The sequence below is a fragment of the Blastococcus sp. SYSU D00695 genome (assembly GCF_054050555.1).
In genome coordinates, this window is the sequence record NZ_JBJGZP010000002.1 from 197463 (window position 1) to 217983 (window position 20521).

At 77.1% G+C, this 20521-nt stretch carries 16 protein-coding genes and 1 riboswitch; of the genes, 6 read left to right on the forward strand and 10 right to left on the reverse strand.

All coding sequences use genetic code 11. The annotated features are described in order from the left end of the window. Positions 1-85: 85 nt before the first annotated feature. From ACI781_RS02450 to ACI781_RS02465, 4 genes are all read right to left on the reverse strand, one after another. Positions 86-754 carry a TetR/AcrR family transcriptional regulator gene (locus ACI781_RS02450; protein WP_456564492.1) on the reverse strand — a complete coding sequence of 223 codons (669 nt, stop codon included), beginning with the start codon at positions 752-754 and terminating at the stop codon, positions 86-88. A gap of 60 nt (positions 755-814) precedes the next feature. Next, a complete protein-coding gene (locus tag ACI781_RS02455) occupies positions 815-1459 on the reverse strand; it encodes a class I SAM-dependent methyltransferase (RefSeq protein ID WP_456564493.1) in 645 nt (214 codons plus the stop codon). A gap of 271 nt (positions 1460-1730) precedes the next feature. Then, positions 1731-2519 carry an aggregation-promoting factor C-terminal-like domain-containing protein gene (locus ACI781_RS02460; RefSeq protein WP_456564494.1) on the reverse strand — a complete coding sequence of 263 codons (789 nt, stop codon included), beginning with the start codon at positions 2517-2519 and terminating at the stop codon, positions 1731-1733. Positions 2520-2740: 221 nt separating this feature from the next. Further along, a riboswitch (cyclic di-AMP (ydaO/yuaA leader) is annotated at positions 2741-2888 on the reverse strand. A gap of 211 nt (positions 2889-3099) precedes the next feature. After that, the gene (locus ACI781_RS02465) at positions 3100-3735 is read right to left on the reverse strand and encodes a hypothetical protein (RefSeq protein WP_456564495.1); all 636 of its coding nucleotides are present in this window, start codon (positions 3733-3735) and stop codon (positions 3100-3102) included. A 247-nt stretch (positions 3736-3982) separates the two neighbouring features. Between ACI781_RS02465 and ACI781_RS02470 the strand changes: the two genes are divergently transcribed. Further along, positions 3983-5107: an LLM class flavin-dependent oxidoreductase gene (locus ACI781_RS02470; protein WP_456564496.1), complete on the forward strand. Its 1125-nt coding sequence runs from the start codon at positions 3983-3985 to the stop codon at positions 5105-5107. Beyond that, a complete protein-coding gene (locus tag ACI781_RS02475; protein WP_456564497.1) occupies positions 5104-5715 on the forward strand; it encodes an FMN reductase in 612 nt (203 codons plus the stop codon). The genes ACI781_RS02470 and ACI781_RS02475 overlap by 4 nt, the downstream gene beginning before the upstream one ends. Before the next feature lie 77 nt (positions 5716-5792). On the opposite strand, the gene ACI781_RS02480 is transcribed toward ACI781_RS02475, so the two are convergent. The 5 genes from ACI781_RS02480 to ACI781_RS02500 form a co-directional block, all read right to left on the reverse strand. Continuing rightward, the gene (locus ACI781_RS02480; RefSeq protein ID WP_456564498.1) at positions 5793-7367 is read right to left on the reverse strand and encodes a glutamate synthase-related protein; all 1575 of its coding nucleotides are present in this window, start codon (positions 7365-7367) and stop codon (positions 5793-5795) included. A 65-nt stretch (positions 7368-7432) separates the two neighbouring features. Next, a complete protein-coding gene (locus tag ACI781_RS02485) occupies positions 7433-8752 on the reverse strand; it encodes an MFS transporter (protein WP_456564499.1) in 1320 nt (439 codons plus the stop codon). A gap of 66 nt (positions 8753-8818) precedes the next feature. Further along, the gene (locus ACI781_RS02490) at positions 8819-10033 is read right to left on the reverse strand and encodes a DUF4185 domain-containing protein (RefSeq protein WP_456564500.1); all 1215 of its coding nucleotides are present in this window, start codon (positions 10031-10033) and stop codon (positions 8819-8821) included. A 17-nt stretch (positions 10034-10050) separates the two neighbouring features. Then, on the reverse strand, positions 10051-14385 hold the full coding sequence (locus tag ACI781_RS02495; protein WP_456564501.1) for an alpha-(1->3)-arabinofuranosyltransferase: 4335 nt from the start codon (positions 14383-14385) through the stop codon (positions 10051-10053). Between the two features lie 198 nt (positions 14386-14583). Further along, positions 14584-15312, reverse strand: a complete 729-nt coding sequence (locus ACI781_RS02500) for a class I SAM-dependent methyltransferase (RefSeq protein ID WP_456564502.1) — start codon at positions 15310-15312, stop codon at positions 14584-14586. 72 nt (positions 15313-15384) lie between these two features. Between ACI781_RS02500 and ACI781_RS02505 the strand changes: the two genes are divergently transcribed. The 4 genes from ACI781_RS02505 (at position 15385) to ACI781_RS02520 (ending at position 19886) form a co-directional block, all read left to right on the forward strand. Beyond that, the gene (locus tag ACI781_RS02505) at positions 15385-16665 is read left to right on the forward strand and encodes a glycosyltransferase family 4 protein (RefSeq protein ID WP_456564503.1); all 1281 of its coding nucleotides are present in this window, start codon (positions 15385-15387) and stop codon (positions 16663-16665) included. Positions 16666-16723: 58 nt separating this feature from the next. Next, positions 16724-17992 carry a hypothetical protein gene (locus ACI781_RS02510; RefSeq protein ID WP_456564504.1) on the forward strand — a complete coding sequence of 423 codons (1269 nt, stop codon included), beginning with the start codon at positions 16724-16726 and terminating at the stop codon, positions 17990-17992. A gap of 123 nt (positions 17993-18115) precedes the next feature. Next, complete coding sequence (locus ACI781_RS02515; protein ID WP_456564505.1) at positions 18116-18514, forward strand: cupin domain-containing protein; 399 nt, start codon at positions 18116-18118, stop codon at positions 18512-18514. 79 nt (positions 18515-18593) lie between these two features. Beyond that, the gene (locus ACI781_RS02520) at positions 18594-19886 is read left to right on the forward strand and encodes a hydroxyacid-oxoacid transhydrogenase (protein WP_456564506.1); all 1293 of its coding nucleotides are present in this window, start codon (positions 18594-18596) and stop codon (positions 19884-19886) included. Positions 19887-19893: 7 nt separating this feature from the next. Here ACI781_RS02520 and ACI781_RS02525 read toward each other — a convergent pair whose 3' ends face one another. Continuing rightward, positions 19894-20511 (reverse strand): GDSL-type esterase/lipase family protein, encoded by a 618-nt coding sequence (locus ACI781_RS02525; RefSeq protein WP_456564507.1) that lies wholly within the window; start codon positions 20509-20511, stop codon positions 19894-19896. Positions 20512-20521: the final 10 nt, after the last annotated feature.

Genomic DNA, 20521 nt, shown 5'->3' on the forward strand with positions numbered 1-20521 from the left:
TGGTCCTCCGGGCATCGTGCCCCCCGCCGGAACGCTTGTCGACACGGTGTCGAGTCGATCAACGGCCTGTCGGGGGCGCCGGGGGTCAGCCCGGCCGCTCGTCCGAGCCGTAGATCGTCCGCAGCCACACGGTCAGCAGCACGTCCACGGCGGCGTCGTCCGCCAGCCCGGGCCCGTGCCCGCCGACGGACACCTGGAGCACGCGCTCGTTCATCCAGTTGAGGGCGACCGCCAGGTCGCGCGCCGGCGGCCCCGGCGGGGCCGCACCCCGGGCCCGCTCGGCCTCGATCGCCGCCGCCGTCTCCGCGACGAAGCCCTCCATCACCGCCGACCACAGCTCCCGCACCTCGGGGCTGGCCGCGAGCAGCTCGGTGGCGGCGGCGGTCAGCGCCCGGTGGTCGCGGAAGGTGTCGCGGACGGTGACCAGGGCCGCCCGCCAGGCCGCGCGGGCGCCGGTCGCGCCGGCCAGCGCGGCGGTGCGGGCCGCCCGGGCCTCGGCGACCACGCGGTCCAGCAGCGCGAGGACGACCGCCTCCTTGGAGGCGAAGTAGAAGTAGAAGGTCGACCGCGAGATGCCCGCGCCGCGGGCCAGGTCGTCGACCGAGATGTCGGCCAGGGGCCGCTGCTCGAGCAGCGCCTCGGCGGTGGCCAGCAGGGCCCGCTCCCGGTCGTCCCCGGTGGGTCGGCGGACCCGCCGGCCGCGCGCGGTGCCCGGCTCGGCGCGGTGGGGCTCGGCGAGGTGGGGCTCGGCCATGGACGCGACGCTAGCGGGTGTCGACGCGCTCGACACGGCGTCGAGAGGCGACCTCCACGATCAGGGCAGGCGCCACACCGTGGTCCGGCGCAGGCCGGGGCCCTCGGTCTCGGGGATCTCGTACACCGCCGCCTCGACCAGCCGCTCGTGCGGGAGGTAGGGCCGGCCGGGGTCGCCGACGTACACCGCGCAGCCGGCGGCCCGGGCCCGGTCGAGGAAGGGCACCACCCGCTCGGTCATCTCCCGGTCGTAGCAGACGTCCCCGGCCAGGACGACGTCCACCGGGGGCGCCGGCTGCCCGAGCACGTCGCCCAGGGCGGTGATCCCCCGGACGCCGTTGAGGCCGGCGTTGACCTCGATCGCCGTGCGGCTGAACGGGTCGACATCGCTGGCGAGCACGGTGGTGGCGCCGGCCAGCGCGGCCGCGACCGCGACCAGGCCGCTGCCGGCGCCCAGGTCGAGCACCCGGCGGCCCGCCACGAGCCCGGGGGTGTCGAGGACGAACCGGGCGAGGGCCTGGCCGCCCGGCCACGCGGCCGCCCAGAACGGCGGGGCGTCGCCCGCCCCGCCCGCCGAGACCTCCATCGCCTCCCAGAGGGCGACGACGTCGTCGGCCACGTGCAGCCGCACCTCGGGGACCGAGGACGGCGACCGGACCGCCGTGTGGGCGCGGATGAAACCGGCGGGGACGACGTCGGGCGGCACGGCCCTCACCTCACCACGCCCGGCGCGACCCCTCGCAGGGGCCCGCGCCGCGCGCCGTGACGTGCTGGAACGGCCCCGCCGCAGGGGCCCGCCGCGAGCGTCGTGACGTGCTGGAACGGCCCCCTCGCAGGGGCCCGCGCCGCGCGCCGTGACGTGCTGGAACGGCCCCGCCGCAGGGGCCCGCCGCGAGCGTCGTGACGTGCTGGAACGGCCCCCTCGCAGGGGCCCGCGCCGCGCGGAGCGGGGCGTGGGGGGCGAGGGGGTCCTCCTTCTAGTACCAGCCGGTGGACTGGGAGTGGGCCCAGGCGCCGCAGGGGCTGCCGTAGCGGCTGTCGATGTAGATCAGGCCGGCGTCGATCTGGCGGTAGCCGTCGCTGGTCTTGGCGATGCCGGTCCCGGCCCAGGTGGAGTCGAGGAACTGCGGGATGCCGTAGGCGGTGCTCGTCGGGTTCTGCGCGGTGGGGTTCCAGCCGCTCTCGCGGCCCCACAGGTTCTCCAGGCAGGTGAACTCCGACCCGCTGCCGACCCGCGACATCGCGTAGTCCTTGAAGGAGCCCTGACCACCGGAGGACGACGCGGCGGGGGCGGCCGCCTGCCGCTGCTGCTGCTGGGCGGCCTGCGCGTCCGCGGCGGCCTGCGCCTCCGCGGCGGCCTGGGCCTCGGCGGCGGCGCGCGCGGCGGCCTCGGCGGCGGCGGCCTCGGCGGCGCGGCGGTCGAGCTCGGCCTGGTCGGTGGCCTGCTGCGTGAGGGCGGCGGCGACCGCCTGCTCGTCCCGCTCGGACCGGGAGGAGGCGAGGTCGCCGAGCGAGGAGAGGTCGGGCGAGGCGGCCGCGGCGGGGGCCACGCCGTCGATCCCCAGCGCCTGGGCGACGCTCACCGACTCGGGCGCGGCGGCGTCGGCGGAGGCGGGCGTCTCGCCGGTGGCGACGACGCTGACGAGGACGCCGCCGGCGGCGGCCGCGGCGAGCAGCAGGCCGGGGCGGCGCGGGCCCAGCGGCGAGCCGCTGCGGGCGGCCCGGGGGGCGCGGCTGGACGTGCGGAAGAGCGAGCGGGGCGACATGCGGGAGGTACTCCGTGGGAGAGCGCGCACGCGTCGGCCACCCCCTCCTGGAGGGGGCGCACGGACGGTGCTGGTGTCTTCGGGGTGGTCCGGGGGCGCGACGGGGCGGCGCCGGCCCGGGGCGGTGCAGGCGGCGGTCGGCGGCGCTAGACGGGCAGCGCGCGCGGACGGCGGCACCTGCGGGCCGCGTGAGCCCGGAGGCGAGGCATGCGGAGACTCTCCGTTTCTTCCGTGGCCGCCTACCGAGTTAGCTGACGGGTTCGGGAGGGAAGGCGCCCTACCCGCGCGCCGAGCGGACTCGGCGGGCGGGATTCACCCCAGTACTGCGGTGGGTCCCCGGCTCGCTCCCGCACCAGGCGGTCGCGACTCGGCGGCGTCCGGCCGAACTCCCCGGATGGGGACGAGACGACCGGCCGGACGCAGCCACGTTAGGTGCCGTTACCGCGCCGTGACAATCCCTGCCCCCGGATCCGGTGCGTGACGGATCTCGCCCCAGTGGTCCCACACACCCCGGGATGCGACCGGACGCGGACGCTGCGTGAGCTCTCGGTCGCGCTGCGGCAACCGGCGGGCGACCCCGTCAGCTCGCGCGGGCCGGCCGTGGCAGGTCGGGCACGCCCGCGGTGACCACCTGCAGCGCATCCTCGATCCGCTCCCCGAGCAGGGCCGACGCCGCGTGCGCGGCGTCGCGCTCGCGGCGCAGCCGCTCGACCTCGGCCTCCAGCGCGGCGATGCGCCCGGCGGACTCCCGCTCGGCCGCGGCCCGGTCCCGCCGCTCGGCGGCGAGTGTGGCGAGTGTCTCGTCCCGGACGGCGGCCACCGCCTGCCGGAGGACGGCGACGTTCGCAAGCCGGGCGCGGGCCTCGGCGCGGGCGGCCCCGCGGATCCGGTCGGCCTCGGCCTCGGCGGCGGCGGTCAGGGCGGCCGCGTGCTCGGCGGCGCGCACGAGCAGCTCCTGCACCGGGTCGGCGTCCCCCCGGTCCACCCCGGCGAGCCGGCGGCGGGCGTCGGCGAGCTCCGCCGAGCAGGCGGAGAAGCGGGTGAGCAGGTGGTCGTTCTCGCGGCGGGCCACCGCGATCTCCGTCTCGGCCCAGGCGACGTAGTTGTCGACCTCCATGCGGTCGTAGCCGCGCAGCGCCCCCCGGAAGGTCGGCTCGGTGCCCAGCAGGGCGTCGAGGGCGCCCGGACCGGGCCGGACCGCAGCGTGCACCGACATCGACGTCCCCCTCGCACTCCCCCACCGCGCCCGGCCCCCGTGCCGCGGTGGGGGAAGGATGCCCAGCGGTGGCGGCTGCGGGAGCGCCCGGCAGGTCTCGGATCGGCCACGACGCGGGTGTCGCACCGGGCGTGCCCGGCCGGTCACCCACCGGCGTCCGTCCGGGTGCCGGCGCCCGGGAATCCCCCGGCCCGCCGGCCCGTTGCAGGCGGCAGTAGTTGAACTCTCAACCCAAGAGGCGAGTGACATGCAGTTCGGCATCTTCTCGGTCAGCGACATCACGGCCGACCCCACGACCGGGCGCACGCCGAGCGAGGCGGAGCGGATCCGGGCGATCGTCGCGATCGCGCGGAAGGCCGAGGAGGTCGGTCTCGACGTCTTCGCGCTGGGCGAGCACCACAACCCGCCGTTCTTCTCGTCCTCGCCGACGACGACGCTGGCCTACATCGCGGCGCAGACCTCGACGCTGCAGCTGTCGACGGCGACCACGCTCATCACCACCAACGACCCGGTGAAGATCGCCGAGGACTACGCGATGCTGCAGCACCTCTCCGGCGGCCGCGTCGACCTGACCCTGGGCCGCGGCAACACCGGGCCGGTCTACCCGTGGTTCGGCAAGGACGTCCGCGACGGCATCCCGCTGGCGGTGGAGAACTACGCGCTCCTGCGCCGGCTGTGGGACACCGAGGTCGTCGACTGGCAGGGCCGCCACCGCACGCCGCTGCAGGGCTTCACCTCGACGCCGCGGCCGCTGGACGGCGTCCCGCCCTTCGTCTGGCACGGCTCCATCCGCAGCCCGCAGATCGCCGAGCAGGCCGCCTACTACGGCGACGGCTTCTTCGCCAACCACATCTTCTGGCCGCCGGAGCACACCCGGCGGATGGTCGAGTTCTACCGCGACCGGTTCGCCCACCACGGCCACGGCACCCCCGAGCAGGCGATCGTCGGCCTCGGCGGCCAGGTGTTCGTGCGCAAGAACAGCCAGGACGCCGTCCGCGAGTTCCGGCCCTACTTCGACGCCGCGCCGGTGTACGGCCACGGCCCGTCCCTGGAGGACTTCAGCCGCGACACCCCGCTGACCGTCGGCAGCCCGCAGCAGGTCATCGAGCGCACGCTCGGGTTCCGCGACTACGTCGGCGACTACCAGCGCCAGCTGTTCCTCGTCGACCACGCCGGGCTGCCGCTGCGCACCGTCCTCGAGCAGCTGGAGATCCTCGGCGCGGAGGTCGTCCCCGTGCTCCGCCGCGAGTTCGCCGCGCTGAAGCCGGCCGCCGTCCCCGACGCCCCCACCCACGCCGCGCGCGTCGCCGCCCGCGCCGCGACCGTCCCCGGCACCCCCGACCGCACCCCCGAGGAGGTGACCGTGCGATGACCACCCGCACCCTCGCCGTGGTCACTGCCGGCCTGAGCACGCCGTCGTCCACCCGGCTGCTCGCCGACCGGCTGACCGCCGCGACCGTCGACGCCCTGGGCCGGCACGGCGACGACGCCACCGTCGAGGTCGTCGAGCTGCGCGAGCACGCCCGCGCCCTGGCCGACCACCTGGTCACCGGGTTCCCCGGCCCGGGCCTGCGGGCCGCGATCGACACGGTCACCGGCGCCGACGGGCTCATCGCGGTCACGCCGGTCTTCACCGCCTCCTACAGCGGGCTGTTCAAGACCTTCGTCGACGTGCTCGACCCCGACGCGCTGACCGGCACGCCGACGCTGCTCGGCGCGACGGCCGGCAGCGCCCGCCACTCGCTGGTGCTCGAGCACGCGATGCGGCCGCTGTTCGCCTTCCTGCGGACCGCCACCGTGCCGACGGCGGTCTTCGCCGCCGCCGAGGACTGGGCCGACACCTCCGGCGGCCTGGCGACCCGCATCGCGCGCGCCGGCGGGGAGCTGGCCGACCTGGTCGCCGGTCGCCCGGTGTCGTCCCGGCCGGCCGACCCGTTCGCCGACGTCGTCCCGCTCGACCGGCTGCTCGGCCGGGGCTGACGGGTCACGGCCCCTCGAGGCATGGGAAGCCATCCCCGCACCCGGCCGGTCAGGACGTGGGGATGGCCTCCCATGCCTCAGCGCCGGGCGTCCGCCGACGCCGGCGCGGTGCCGCCGTGGGGCGCCTCGGCCCGCATGATGCGGGTGATCTCCGCCCGGTCGGCCGCCGAGGGCAGTCCCCAGCCGGGCTCGTAGCCGTACACCTCGCCCAGCGGGGTGGACGACGTCCGGCCGTCGAGCAGCTCCACCGCCCCGGTGCCGATCAACCCCGGGTGCTCGACACCGCAGGCCTCGGCGACCTTCACCAGGTCGCGGCGCAGCGTGGCGACGTAGTTGGCCAGCCGCACCGACTTGAGCGCCGGGTCCAGGCCGCGGGCCAGCCAGGCGTTCTGCGTGGCCACGCCGGTCGGGCACGTGTCCGTGTGGCACTTCTGCGCCTGGATGCACCCGATCGCCAGCATCGCCTCGCGGCCGACGTTCACCATGTCGCAGCCGAGCGCGAAGGCGACGATCGCGTTGTCGGGCAGGCCGAGCTTGCCGCCGCCGACGAACGTCACCTGCTCCTGCAGCCCGCGGCGGGCGAACGTGGAGTAGACGCGGGTGAAGCCGAGCTGGAAGGGCAGCGACACCGAGTCGGCGAACACCATCGGCGCCGCGCCGGTGCCGCCCTCGCCGCCGTCGATCGTCACGAAGTCCACCCCGCGGCCGGTGGTCGCCATGAGCTCGGTGAGCTCGTCCCAGAACCCCATGTCGCCGACGGCGGCCTTGATGCCGACCGGCAGCCCCGTCTCGGCGGCCAGCAGCTCCACCCAGTCCAGCAGGCTGTCGGTGTCGCGGAACTCGGCGTGCCGCGACGGGCTGACGCAGGTCTGGCCGACCGGCACCCCGCGCGCCGCGGCGATCTCCGCCGACACCTTCGCCGCCGGGAGGACGCCGCCCAGGCCCGGCTTGGCGCCCTGGCTCAGCTTGATCTCCAGCGCCCGCACCGGCGCACCGGCGACCACGTCGCGCAGACGCGCCATGTCGAACCGGCCCTGCTCGTCGCGGCAGCCGAAGTAGGCGGTGCCGATCTGGAACACCAGCTCGCCCCCGTGCCGGTGGTGCACCGACAGCCCGCCCTCGCCGGTGTTCTGCAGGCAGCCGGCCAGCGCCACGCCCCGGTTGAGCGCCTCGACCGCCGTCCCCGACAGCGAGCCGAAGCTCATCGCCGACACGTTGACCACCGACGGGGGCCGGAACGCCGCCCGCCTGCCGCGCGGCCCGCCGAGCACCTTCGCCGAGGGCAGCGGCACGTCCTCGGCCGACGCCGGGTGGGACGGCGGCACGGCGGTGCCGAACGTCGTGTGCTTGATGATCGGGTAGCCGGCGGTGTGCTCGAGGTCGTTGTCGGTGCCGAAGCCGAAGTAGTTGTTCTGCTTCTTGGCCGAGGCGTACACCCACCGGCGCTGGTCGCGGGTGAACGGCCGCTCCTCCTCGTTGCCGGCGACGAGGTACTGGCGGATCTCCGGGCCCATCCGCTCCAGCAGGTAGCGGGCGTGCCCGACGACGGGGTAGTTGCGCAGCACGGCGTGCTGCCGTTGGACGAGGTCCCGGACGGCGACGGCGGCGACTGCGCCGAGGCCGGCCGCGGCGGTGCGGGCGAGTCCTCTCATGCGCCTCACCATGCCCCTCGGCCGCCCGCGGGGCGACCGGTCGGCGCGCGGGTCCGGGGCGGGACTCAGCGGTAGGCGGACCCGCCGCGCAGCCGGGCGGCGACGGCCACCCGCAGCGGGGCCAGCACCACGCCGTCGCGGGCCAGCCGGTCGCGCAGCAGGCGGCGGTGGCGGACCACGCCGACCAGGCCGACGGCCCAGAAGACGTACTGGACGGCGAAGGCGGCCCGGAACGCGTCGCGGTCGTAGGCGGTGGAGGCGCCCGGGGTGAGGACGTCGAGGATGGCGCCGATCGCCAGGATCGTCAGCAGCGAGGCGAGGAAGCCGCCGACGTTGACCACCCCGCTGGCGCTGCCCTGCCGCTCGGCGGGGTTCCAGGTGCGGGCGAAGTCGAACCCGATCATCGACCCGGGCCCGTTGGTGCCCAGGACGACGACCAGCAGGACCAGCACCGGCAGCGGCACCCGGCCGGGCCACAGCAGCACGAGGGTCCAGGTGCCCGCCGTCGCGGCGAGGATCGCGAACACCAGGACCGAGCGCCGCAGCGGCCAGCGCCCGCACAGGCGGCCCAGCAGCGGGCCCACGACCATCCCGACGACCACCAGCAGGGTGAGCAGCGCGGCGGCGGTGCCCGGCGCCAGCCCCTCCCCGGCGGTGAGGAAGGGATAGCCCCACAGCAGGGCGAACACGGTGCCGGAGAACTGGGTGACCAGGTGGGTGTAGAGCCCGATGCGGGTGCCCGACTCGCGCCAGGTCTGCACCAGCCCCTCGCGGACGGCGGCCAGCCCGGGCGCCGCGGGCCGGACCGTTCCCGGCGGGGCGTCGCGCAGGGTGCCCAGGACGAGCACCGCCACCAGCACGCCCACCGCGGCGGCGCCGAGGAAGGTGTGCTGCCAGCCGGTGCCGTGCAGCAGCGCCACGAGCGGGGCCGCGGCCAGCACCTGGCCGAGCTGGCCGAGGATGCCGGTCAGCTGGGTGACCACCGGCACGGTGCGGGAGGGGAACCAGGCGCCGATCACGCGCAGCACGCTGATGAACGTCATGGCGTCGCCGGCGCCGACGAGCACCCGGGCCGCGATCGCCGTCGGCACGTCGGTCGCCACGGCGAGCACCAGCTGGCCGGCGGCCATGGTCAGGCCGCCGGCGACGATCAGCCGCCGGGGGCCGAAGCGGTCCAGGGCCACGCCGACCGGCACCTGCATGCCCGCGTACACGGCCAGCTGCAGCACCAGGAACAGCGAGACGGCCGACGCCCCGGCGGAGAACCGCTCCTGGGCCTCCGGGCCGGCCACGCCGAGGGAGGCGCGGTGGAACACGGCGACCACGTACGACGCCAGGGCCACCAGCCAGACGGCGTGGGCGCGGACGGCGGGAGGCGGGGGCACCCCATACCCGACGCCGCGCGCGGCCCCGTTCTTCCGCGCGCGCGGGTGACCCTGCCCACCCGCGGGTCAGGGCAGCGGGACCTCCCAGAAGTACGGGCGGCCCAGGCGGGGGCGGCGCAGCAGCTCGTCGTAGTCGGTGGTGTTGCGCGACACCGACACCAGCAGCTGGCCCGACGGCGTGCGGACGTCGGGGTGGCCCATCGGGGTGTACTGCAGGTCACCGGTGTCGTGGCCGTCCGGCGAGGAGAGGACGGGCTGCACCGTCCACGGCCCGGTGGGCCCGTCGGCCGACCAGATCGCGATCGAGTCGCCGAGGTCGCCGCCGAGCTTGGAGACCGCCAGCCACCGGTCGCCCACCCGGTCCACCGACAGCGTCTGGGCGACGCCGTCCAGGGCGCCGAGCACCGGCGCCGCGCGGGTGGCGTCGTCCTGCCAGCCGGTGCCGTCCCAGTACTGCATCGCCGACCCGTCGGTGGCCCGGGCCACCGGGAGCCGCGCGACGTACAGCTCGCGGCCGTAGACGTAGGCCTCCCCGGTGGCGCGGGTGCCGTAGACGTAGACCCAGTCACCGTCGGCGGCCGAGGCCGCGCCCCAGTTGACCTGGCCGAGGTCGATGCTGTCGGGGGTGAGGGCCGCGGTGCGGGCCAGCTGCGGGACGCCGCCGGGGGTCACGGTGAAGACGGCGACCGTGGTGCCGCGGTAGGCGAAGTCCCACATGCGGGCGCCGCGCTGCACGCGCGAGGAGTAGACGAGCAGGACGTCGGCCACCCCCGGCCCGTCGGCCTCGGTCGGCGGCACCCGCACCACCGACATCGGCCAGGTCGACAGCCCGTTGCCGGTCTCGGGGACGACCGGCGTCGGCGTCCCGTCGCCCAGCACCAGCTGGGAGGTGCAGGTGCCGGAGGTGACCAGCACGGAGTTGGACACCAGCCGCGGCTCGACCTCGGGCGAGCCGACGGTGTCGCCGTAGAACCAGGCGATGCGGCCGTCGCTGAGCGGGGCGCTGGCGCCGACGTCCGCGGACTGCCAGTTGGGCAGGTCCAGGGAGAACAGCGCGGCGTTCATCTCCTCCGCGGACAGCGTGCCGGGCTGGGCGGGCGGGGGGCAGGCCGGTTCGAGGCGGCCCGGCGGGCTGGGCGGCGGCAGCTGCGCCGGGGTGGAGTCACCGGCGTCCGGCGGGAGCTGCTCCTCGACCGGCGCCTGGAACTCCAGGCAGCCCGACAGGCCGGCGGCGACGAGGAGCCCGGCGACGGCCACGAGGGGCGAGCGTCGGCGGGACACGCCGCCATGGTGCCCGATCACGGCCGGTCCGCCGCGGGTGCCGGGGTGGCGGTGCCGTCGTCCCCGGTGCCGTCGTCCCCGGAGCCGTCGTCCCCGGAGCCGTCGTCCTGCTCCGGGCCGGCGTCCGGCGGCGGGGACGGGCGGCGGCGCAGCCGCGGCGCGGGCAGCACCCCGGCGACCACGGCGGCCAGCGCGACGATCGCCAGCACCTGGCGGGCGTCGGCCGTGCCGGCCCGGTCGGCCAGCAGCATCCCGCCGGCCGCCAGCAGCGCGCCGCCGGCGACCGTGCCGAGCAGGCCCGACCGCCAGCCGCCGGGCAGCAGCGCCCCGGCGACCCACAGCGCCCCCACGGCGACCAGCCCCGCCGTCCCGCCGACCAGGGCCGTGCCGACGGCGGCGGCCGCCACCAGGACGACGCCGGCCGCGACCGCGGCGACGACCGCGAGGGCGCGCGGCCGCGGCCGGCGGCGGCCACCCCCCGAGCGCGACGGCCGCGCGGGCAGCACGGCCACGACCGCCAGCAGCGCGACCGCCCCGGCCCCGCCGAGCAGCGCCTGCCGGTACTCGCTCCCGCCGGGGAAGTCCAGGCGCACCGTGCCCGCGGCGCCGGCGGGGAGCACGTAGCCCTGCTGCCAGCCGTCGACGGTCACGGTCTCCAGCCGCTGGTCGCCCAGCCGCGCCGTCCAGCCGACGTTCGGGTTCTCGGGGACGACGAGCAGCGTGGTCTCGGCGCGGGCGGCGACCTCGACGGCGCGGTGCTCGGCGTCCCAGCGGGTGACCTCGGCGGCGGCCCGGCCGGCGACCGGGGTGGGCGGCGCGAGCGGCGCCCCGGCGCGGGTGAGCGTCACCGAGTCCACGTGCACCGCGGCGCTGCTGCGGCCGATCACCCGGTGCTCGCCGCCGGGCAGCGCGAGCCGCGGGCTGGTGTCGCAGACGGTGAGCGGCACCGGCTGCAGCGCCTGCAGCGCACCGGTCGTGGTGCTGACCGAGGTGTCGAGGACGACCCCGTCGACCTGCACCCGCGGGCCCTGGCCGCACGGCAGGACCACCGGGGTCGTCGCCGGGGTCACCGGGTTCGGGCCACCGACCTCGAGCTCGGCGACGGCGACGCCCAGCCGCTGCTGCCACCGCGTGTAGGGGTCGGTCGAGCGGACCTCGCCGGCCGTCTCGAACGTCACCGCCAGCCGGGCGGTGACCACCGCCGGGAACGTCACCGTCCCGTCCGCACCGAGCGGGAGGGTGCGCGTCTGCGTCCCGTCGTCGACGGTGACCGCGGTCGGCGCGACGCCGGTCCCGACGCCGGCGGGGACCACGCGCAGCGAGTCGACGGCCCGCGGCTGCGGGTAGGTGAGCACGAGGGTGGGGTCGGCGTCCTCGCCGTCGGCCAGCCACGCGGTGCCCGGGTCGCCGTCGACGGCGGCCGCGGCGGTGGCCCGGGGGTCGGCGACCGGGGTGCTGCTGGCCGTCACCGCGGTCGAGCCGCGGGCCGCCCCCAGCACGGCGTCCAGCGCCGCGCCCGGCCGCGGCACCCCGGTGGCGACGACGTCGTACTCGGCCCGGGCGTCGGTGCCGAACGTCCGGTCCACCAGGACGGCCTCCTCGGGACCCTCCACGAGCAGCGGCGCGCAGCGCGCCACGCCGTCGGCGTCGACGGCGCAGCCGGAGCGGCCCCGCTCGGCGTCGACGGCGACGACGTCCACCGAGCCGGGGCCCTGCGGCAGCACCACCGACCGCTCCGGCGTCACGCCGGGCACGCGGACCTCGGCCAGCACCAGGGCGGGTGCGTCCGGTCCCGTCTCCGTCGCGCTGATGGTGAGGCGGCCCGTGTAGCCCGGCGGCAGCGGCAGCACCTGCTCGGCGTCGACGTCGGCCACCGGCACCGTCAGCGCACCGGCGTCGGTGGTCAGCCGCAGCCGCGCCGGCCGCTCGCCGCCCAGGTCGGTGCCGAGCGTGACGACGACGGAACCGGCCAGGAAGCGCCGGTCGGCGGTCAGCCGCCACCAGGAGGGCTCGTCGGTGGCGGCCCAGGGCGCGGGCCGCCACGCCGTGGTCAGGTCGCCGTCGACCGCCGACCAGGGCTGGCTGTCCAGGCGGGTCGGGGTGAACCCGTCGGGGTCGGCGGCGGAGCTGGAGGCCGACGGGGCCGCGCCGGTGTAGCGGACGACGCTCTCGGCGCCGGCCAGCCCCGGCACCCGGTAGTCGCGGACCGGGGTGTCCAGGCGCCGCGGGTCGTCGAGGGCCAGGCCGCCGGAGGTCGCCCCGGCGAGGCGGCCGAAGTTCCGCTCGCGCCGCACCTGGGCGTCGCCGGCCATCGTCGGCCCGGCCACCAGGTCCGTCGTCCCGGCCATGAGGATCGGGCGGTCGGTGACCAGGCCCCGGTCCTCCAACTCCAACACGGACTCGGGCCCGCCGCGGACGGTGACCGCGGCCGACAGCGGCGCCGTCCAGGCCCGCGGCGCGGGGTCGGCGACCGCGTACACCTCGACCGCCGGGGCCGGCTCGACCAGCCCGGCGTCGACCAGCCGGCCCCCGTCGCGGTCCCCGTCGCGCACCACCGGGCCGAAGGAGGCCACCGGCGTGATGCCCGGCGAGTCCCGCAGCGCCTGGCGGACCAGCAGCGGGCGGGTCGCGGCGGCGGCGCCGGTGTCCAGGTCGTTGCGCAGCACGAGGTGGGAGAACCCCGCCCGGGCCAGGTAGCGGGCCAGCCCGGCCGACCCCTCCCCGCGCGCCAGCCGCTCCTCGACGGCGTCGAGCAGCCGGATGTGGCCCTCGGGCGTCAGCGGGATGGCGTTGCGGACGTCCCAGGCCGACCCGGCCAGCGGCTGCAGAGGCTCGTCGCCCGTCGTCCCCCACTCGTAGGTGCCGAAGGAGGAGCCGGGCACCAGCAGCGCACGCCCGCTGGGCTGCTCGTCGGCGAGGAAGTCCGCCGTCCGCGCCCAGTGGCCGGGCACCTCGGTGAAGCCGGTCGGCGGGGCGAGCCGGCCGGCCAGCGCCGGGGAGGCGGTGGCCACCAGGGCGACGACCAGCACGCCGAGCACGCCGGCGGACGCGACCCGGCCGCCCCCGCGCGCCCAGCGCGCGGCCCGCCCGGCGGGTGCCTGCCCGCGCCGGCGGGCCCGCCGCAGCAGGACGGCGCCCAGGTGGGCCAGGCCCAGGGCCAGGGGCAGGCGCAGCACCGGGTCGAACTTGTGCACGTTGCGCAGCGGGGACAGCGCGCCGTCCAGCGCGTCGTGCAGCGGGCCGGCCCACTGGCCCTGGACCGAGGCCAGGTGGCCCAGCGTCACCAGCCCGACGCCGGCCAGGACCCCGAGCACCAGCCAGACCCGTTCGGGGACGTCGCGCCGGCACAGCGCGACCAGCCCGGCGGCGGCCAGCACGACCGTGCCGGCCACGGGGAGCGCGTCGTGCACCAGCGACCAGCCCGCCGGCCAGGTCGGACCCGACGGCGAGGACAGCTGCGCCACCCAGTGCGAGGTGCCGCGCAGCACGCTGAGCACGTCGGTGGGCGCCGTCGTGGTGGACGCCGTCTCGATGTAGTAGAGGAACGGCGGGCTGAAGCGGCCCAGCAGCAGCAGCGGCCCGGCCCACCAGGCGGTCGCCAGCGCGACGCCGGCGCCCCACCACAGCACCAGCCGGCGCCGGAGCGGGCCCGCCGGGCGGGTGAGCAGGAACAGCACGGCCAGGGGCAGCACGGCGGACGTGGCGACGGCGTTGACCCCGCCCACGCAGAACACCGCCAGCGCCGACAGCAACCCCGCCCGCCGCGCGGAGCCGTGCCGGGCGGCGCCGGCCAGCGGCACCAGCACCCACGGGGCCAGGGCCATGGGGACCACCTCGACCGAGGTGGCGCCCAGCGCGGTGACCATCCGCGGCGCCAGGGCGTAGGCGATCCCGGCGACCATCGCCGTGGCGGGCGTGCCGATGCCCAGCCGCCGGGCGAGCAGGACGACGCCGAGGAACGCCAGGCTCATCAGCAGCGCGAGCCAGAACCGCTGGACCAGCCAGGGCGGCAGGCCGACCAGGTCCCCGGCGGCGAAGAAGGGCCCCATCGGGAAGAAGTAGCCGTAGGCCTGGTTCTGCACCTGCCCGGCGGCACCCTCGGGCTCCCACAGGGTCAGGGCCCGGGCGAGGAAGCCGGCGGGGTCGACGACCAGGTCCAGCTTCGTGTCCCCGAGCACCCGGCCCGGCTGCTGCAGCAGGGACAGCAGCAGGAAGCCCAGGCAGACCAGCGCGAGCCGGCCGCGCACCAGGAGCGCGCCCAGCCGCCGCAGCAGGGGCGGGCCGGGAGGCGCCGAACCCGCCGCGTCCACGGGGGAGGCGCCGGCGGGCTCGCCGGTCGTGAGGGTCGCCATGAGGGCCCGGCGGCTCAGGCGGCCGGGACGGGCACCCGCGGGGGCACGTCCTCCCAGATCGGCTCCGCCACCTGCTCGAGACCCTCCTGCCGCCGCGTCGCGGCCGGCACACGCGTCACGACCTCGGGACACGATACTCGGCGGGCCCGGTCGCGAGCCGGTCCGGCGGGGCCCCTCCCCCGACGCCGCGGGCCGCCGTCAGGAACGGCGGCGCAGCACCAGGACCAGGTTCCAGGAGACGACCTCGCGCAGCCCCGGCACCCGCACCACCCACGCGGCCCACCACGGGTGGTACCGCGGGTACGCGGCGACGAGGTCGGCGTCGGGGCAGGAGCGCGCCCAGCGCAGCGCCGCCCCCACCGACACGGCGAACAGCGACTCCCCGAACCTGTTCTTCGGCTCGGCGCCGGTGCGGCGGCGGTAGCGGCGCCGGGCCCGGTGCCCGCCGAGGTAGTGCCACGGCGCGGTCTCGTGGCCGCCCCAGGGCGACAGCCACGGCGTGTAGGAGAGGAAGACCGTGCCGCCGGGCCGGGTCACGCGCACCATCTCGTCGGCCATGACCCACGGCCGGCGGACGTGCTCGAGCACGTTGGACGAGTAGCAGACGTCGACGGCGCCGGTGCGCACCGGCAGCGCCTCGCCGCTGCCGCGCAGCATGCCGGGCTCGGTCTCGCCGCGGGCCTCCATCTCGCCGGCGTCGGGCTCCAGCCCCACGTAGGTGGCGCCCGCGCCGCGGAAGGCGGCCGCGAAGTAGCCCGGACCGCCCCCGACGTCGAGGACCCGCGCCCCCTGCAGCCCGACGTGGTGGGACAGCTGGGCGACCGAGTCCGCGGCCAGCACGCCGTAGAACCGGTCGGGCTCGGTCTGCTCGCGCAGGAACGCCCGGAACAACGTGACCGACCTCGAGAGGGTGGCCGATCGGTCCATGCGCTACTCCGTCCGGGTCCGGGGGGAATTCGTCAGTCGAGATGTATGCCGAGGTCGATTAGTGTGCCGCGAGTGTTGGAGACAGCCCGGGACACCGACGTCCTCTTCGTGAACTGGCGCGATTCCAGCCATCCCGAGGGCGGCGGGTCCGAACGGTACGTGCACCGGGTGGCCGAGGGTCTGGCGGCCGCCGGACTGCGCGTCACCCTGCTGTGCGCGGCCCACGACCGGGCACCGGCCGAGGAGGTCGTCTCCGGCGTCCGCGTGCTGCGCCGCGGCGGGCGCCTGACCGTCTACCCGCGCGCTCTGGTGCACGTGCTGCGCACCCGGCCGCGGCTGGTGGTCGACGTGCAGAACGGCATCCCTTTCGGCAGCACGCTGGTCACCCGCTCCCCCGTCACCGTCGTCGTCCACCACGTGCACCGCGAGCAGTGGCCGATCGTCTTCGGCCGCGTCGGCGGCCGGATCGGCTGGTGGCTGGAGTCCGTCGTCGCCCCGCGGCTGTACCGCCGCGCCCGCTACGTCACGGTGTCCGACGCCACCCGCGCCGAGCTCGTCGAGCTCGGCGTCGACGGCGGGCGGATCACCGTGGTGCCCAACGGCATCGAGCCGCCGCTGCCGGTGGGGACGCCGCGGTCGGCCACGCCGCGGCTGGTCGTGCTCGGCCGGCTGGTGCCGCACAAGCGGGTCGAGCACGCGCTCGAGGTGCTCGCGCGGCTGAGCCCGCGCTGGCCGGACCTGCGGCTGGCCGTCGTCGGCGAGGGCTGGTGGGACGAGCAGCTGCGCGCCGAGGCCGAGCGGCTCGGCGTCGCCGACCGGGTCGAGTTCACCGGGCACGTCGACGAGGTGACCAAGCACCGGCAGCTGGCCGCCGCCTGGGTGCACCTGTGCCCCTCCGTCAAGGAGGGCTGGGGCCTGGTGGTCACCGAGGCCGGCGGCCACGGCGTCCCGACCGTCGGCTACCGCTCCGCCGGTGGCCTGCGCGAGTCGGTCGTCGACGGCATCAGCGGCGTGCTCGTCGACGACCTGGACGGGATGACGGCGGCCGTCGAGCGCCTGCTCGACGAGCCCGACACCCGCTGGTCGATGGGCGCGGCCGCCGCCCGGCACGCCGCCAGCTACCGGTGGCCGGCCAGCGTGAGCGCCTTCGCCGCGGTCCTGGCCGGGTCGCTGCGCCGCTCCGGGCGGCCCGACGCGGCCGGCCGGGCCCTGCTCGCGACGCTGGACCGGGCCGCCCGGGGCGACGGCGGGCGCGCCGGCCGGCCGCGGACCACCCTGCGGGACCTGACCGGGGCCGGCGCCCACGACCGGCCCGAGGAGGACGCCCCGCCCGCCCGCGCGGCGACGGCGTGACCCCCGGCTCCTCCCCCGGCGCCTGTCGCGCGGGGCGGCCGCGGCCCGGGGACCGGCGGTGACCACCACCCGGGCCGACGCGGCACCCGGCGGCGTCCGCCGGGGCCCCCGGGCCGCCGTCCCGGCCGCGCTCGTGTCCCTGGCGCTGCTGGGCGTCAACGGGATCGCCTACGTCTTCACCGTCATCGCCGCCCGGCTCCTCGTGCCCGGCGCCTACGGCGAGCTGGCCGCGCTGCTCAGCGTGATGTTCATCGGCGTCGTCCCCGCGACCGGCCTGCAGACCGCCGCGGCGCTGACGCTCGGCGCCGGGCGCGGCGACCGGCGCGCCACGGCCGCCCGGCTGCACGCGGCGACGATCGTCGGCGCGGTCACGGTGGGGGTGCTCGGGCTGCTCGCCGTCGCCCCGCTGGTCGCCGTGCTGCACCTGGACAGCCCCTCGACCGCGCTGTGGCTGGTCGCCGTCCTCGTGCCGCACACCCTCGTCGGCGGCTACGACGGCATCCTCCAGGGCGCCGGCCGGTACACCCGGCTGGCGGTCGTGACCACCGTCTTCGGCCTGGCCAAGTCCGGGGGCGGCATCGTGGGGCTGCTGGTCGGCGGGACGCCCCAGAGCGCGCTGATCGGCATGGCCGCCGGCTGCGCGGCCAGCGCCGGGATCGGCTGGGTCGCCTGCGGTCGCCCCGGCGTCGCCCGCGGCGCCCGCCGCTCGGTGCTCAGCGCCGCCAAGGCCTCCGGGGCCCTGCTCGGGCTGGTCCTGCTCGTCAACCTGGACCTGCTGCTGGCCCGCCACCACCTCCCGCCGGACCTGGCCGGCGAGTACGCCGTCGCCTCGATCTTCGCGAAGGTGGCGTTCTGGCTGCCGCAGGGCGTCAGCGTGGTCCTCCTGCCCAAGCTCGGCGACCCCGGCACCCGGCGGCGGATGCTGCCGGCCGCGGTCGCCCTGGTCGCCGCCGTCGGCGCGCTCCTCACCGGCGCGACCGCCGTCCTCGGTGCGCACGCCCTCCCGCTCGTGGGCGGCGGCGAGTACGGCGACGCCCTCGGTGGCGCCACGTGGCTGTTCACCCTCCTGGGCACCCTGTTCGCGCTCGCGCAGCTGCTCCTGTACTCGGGCATCGCGGTCGCCGACCGGGTCGCCGCGGTCGCGGTGTGGTGCGCGGTCGCCCTGGAGGTGGCCGTCGTCGAGCTGCTGGCCACCGGCGGGGACATGCGGGTCCTGACCGTGGCGGGCGTCGCCGTCGCCGCCAGCGTCCTGCTGGTGGCCGCGGGCGTGCTGCGGCTGTGGCGCTCGCACACCGCCGGGACGCTCGCGCGGGCACGGACCGCCTGATCGGGCGAGGCCGGCGAGGACTAACCCGCCGGTCAGGCGGGCAGGAGCACCGCTGTCCGCCGCCGGGCCGGGTCCCGTGCGGCCACCGCAGACCGCGCACGCACGCGTCGAGAGGAGCCGTCGATGGCCGTCATCCACTACCCCATCGCCACCGAGGCCGAGAAGTACGCCGACTTCCGCCGGGTCCTGTGGACCGGTTCGAACACCCAGCTGGTGATCATGACGATCCCGCCGGACGGGGAGATCGGCGAGGAGGTCCACGAGGACATCGACCAGATCCTCACCTTCGTCAGCGGCACCGGCGAGGCCCGCGTCGGCGGGTCCACCAAGAAGGTGGCGCAGGGCGACCTCGTCGTCGTCCCCGCCGGGACGAAGCACAACTTCGTCAACACCGGCCCGAACCCGCTGGTCCTGTACACCGTCTACGGCCCGCCGGAGCACGCCGACGGCGCGGTGCACAAGACCAAGGAGGAGGCCGACGAGCTGGAGGAGGCCGGCAAGGACGAGCCCCCGGCGTCCTGATCGCCTCCTGACCTGCGGCCGGGGCCGGCGGGTGCCACGAGCGGTGGCCCCGCCGGCCCCGGCGCGCCAGGATCCGGGCATGACCCCGATCACGGCGCCGGCGAGCCCCGAGAGCGTGTTCACCTACGGCGCCCCCCAGCTCAAGTTCGGCGCGGGCGCGGCCGACGAGGTCGGCCACGACCTCGCCCAGACCGGCGCCCGCCGGGTGCTGGTCCTCACCGACCCCGGCGTCGCCGCCACCGGTTCCCCCCAGCGCATCGCCGACCAGATGGCGCAGTTCGGCATCGAGGCGCACGTCTACGACGGCGTCCACGTCGAGCCGACCGACGAGAGCCTGGCCGCGGCGGTGGAGTCCGCCCGCGCCGGCGGGCCGTGGGACGCGTTCGTGGCCGTCGGCGGCGGGTCCACGATCGACACCGCCAAGGCCGTGGACCTGCTCACCACCAACCCCGGCGAGCTCATGGACTACGTCAACGCCCCGGTCGGCGGGGGCCGGGCGCCGGTGCACCCGCTCAAGCCGCTGGTCGCCGTGCCCACCACGACCGGAACCGGCTCGGAGAGCACCACCATCTGCGTGCTGGACGTGCTGTCGCTGAAGGTGAAGACCGGGATCAGCCACCCGCGGCTGCGCCCGACGCTGGCGGTGATCGACCCCACGCTCACCCGCACCCAGCCCTCGGGGGTCACCGCCTCCTCGGGCATGGACATCCTCTGCCACGCGCTGGAGAGCTACACCGCCCGGCCCTACGACAGCTTCGAGCGCAAGCGGCCCGAGCAGCGGGTGCCCTACTGCGGGGCCAACCCGATCGCCGACATGTGGTCGGAGAAGGCGCTGTCGCTGCTGGCGACCTCGTTCCGGCGCGCGGTCCGCGACGGGGACGACGACGCCGCCCGCGCCGACATGGCCATGGCCGCGACCTTCGCCGGGCTGGGCTTCGGCAACGCCGGCGTGCACGTGCCGCATGCGAACGCCTATCCGATCGCCGGGCGGGTGCGGGACTTCCACCCGCGGGACTACCCGTCCTCCGAGCCGATGGTCCCGCACGGCATGTCGGTCTCCCTGACCGCGCCCGAGGCCTTCCGCTTCACCTTCGACGCCGCGCCGGAGCGGCACCTGCGCGCCGCCGAGCTGCTCGATCCGCGCGGGGACCACTCCGGGGAGCCGGCCGAGGTCCTGCCGCGGGTGCTGGTCGCGCTGATGCGCGACATCGGCATCCCCGGCGGCATCGGGACGGTCGGCTACGGCGAGGCCGACGTCCCGGACCTGGTCGACGGCGCGATGAAGCAGCAGCGGCTGCTGGCCACCTGCCCCAAGCCGGTGACCGAGGACGACCTGGCCGGCATCTTCCGCCGCTCGGTGTCGCTCTGGTGAGGCCGGGTCAGGCGGCGGCGTCGCGCCGGTCCCGGGCCGCGGCCAGCACGACCGGGGTGAGCGCGGCGGCGATGGCGGCGTAGCCGGCCGAGGAGGGGTGGAACCGGTCGGCGGCGAACATCGCCGGGTCGGTCTCGAAGGAGCGCCCGACGTGCGCGGCGACGGCGGCCACCCGCGCCCCGGCGTCGGCGGCGACGGCCTCCTGCCGGCGCTGCAGCTCGGCGGAGGCGGCCCGCACCAGCGGCCGCAGCGCCGGCGGCACGAACGGGATGCTCGACATGTCGGGGGCGGGCACCACGACGACGTCGGTGCCGGCCACCCGCAGCGCGCGGACGGCGTCGCCGAGCGCGGCCGCGGCCCGTTGCGGCGGCACCAGCCGGGCCAGGTCGTTGGCGCCGACGACCACGACGGCGAGGTCCGCCGCCGGCCGGGCCCGGCGCACCTGGGCGGCGAGGTCGGCGGAGACGGCACCGGGGACGGCCAGCACGGCCAGCTCGACGTCGTGGCCCTCCTCGCGCAGCGCCCCGGCCAGCCGGGGGCCCAGCCCGTCCCGGGGATGGGAGGCGCCGGTGCCGAACGCGATGGAGTCACCCAGGACGGTGAGCCGCAGCGGGGAGGTCGTCACGTGGGGACAA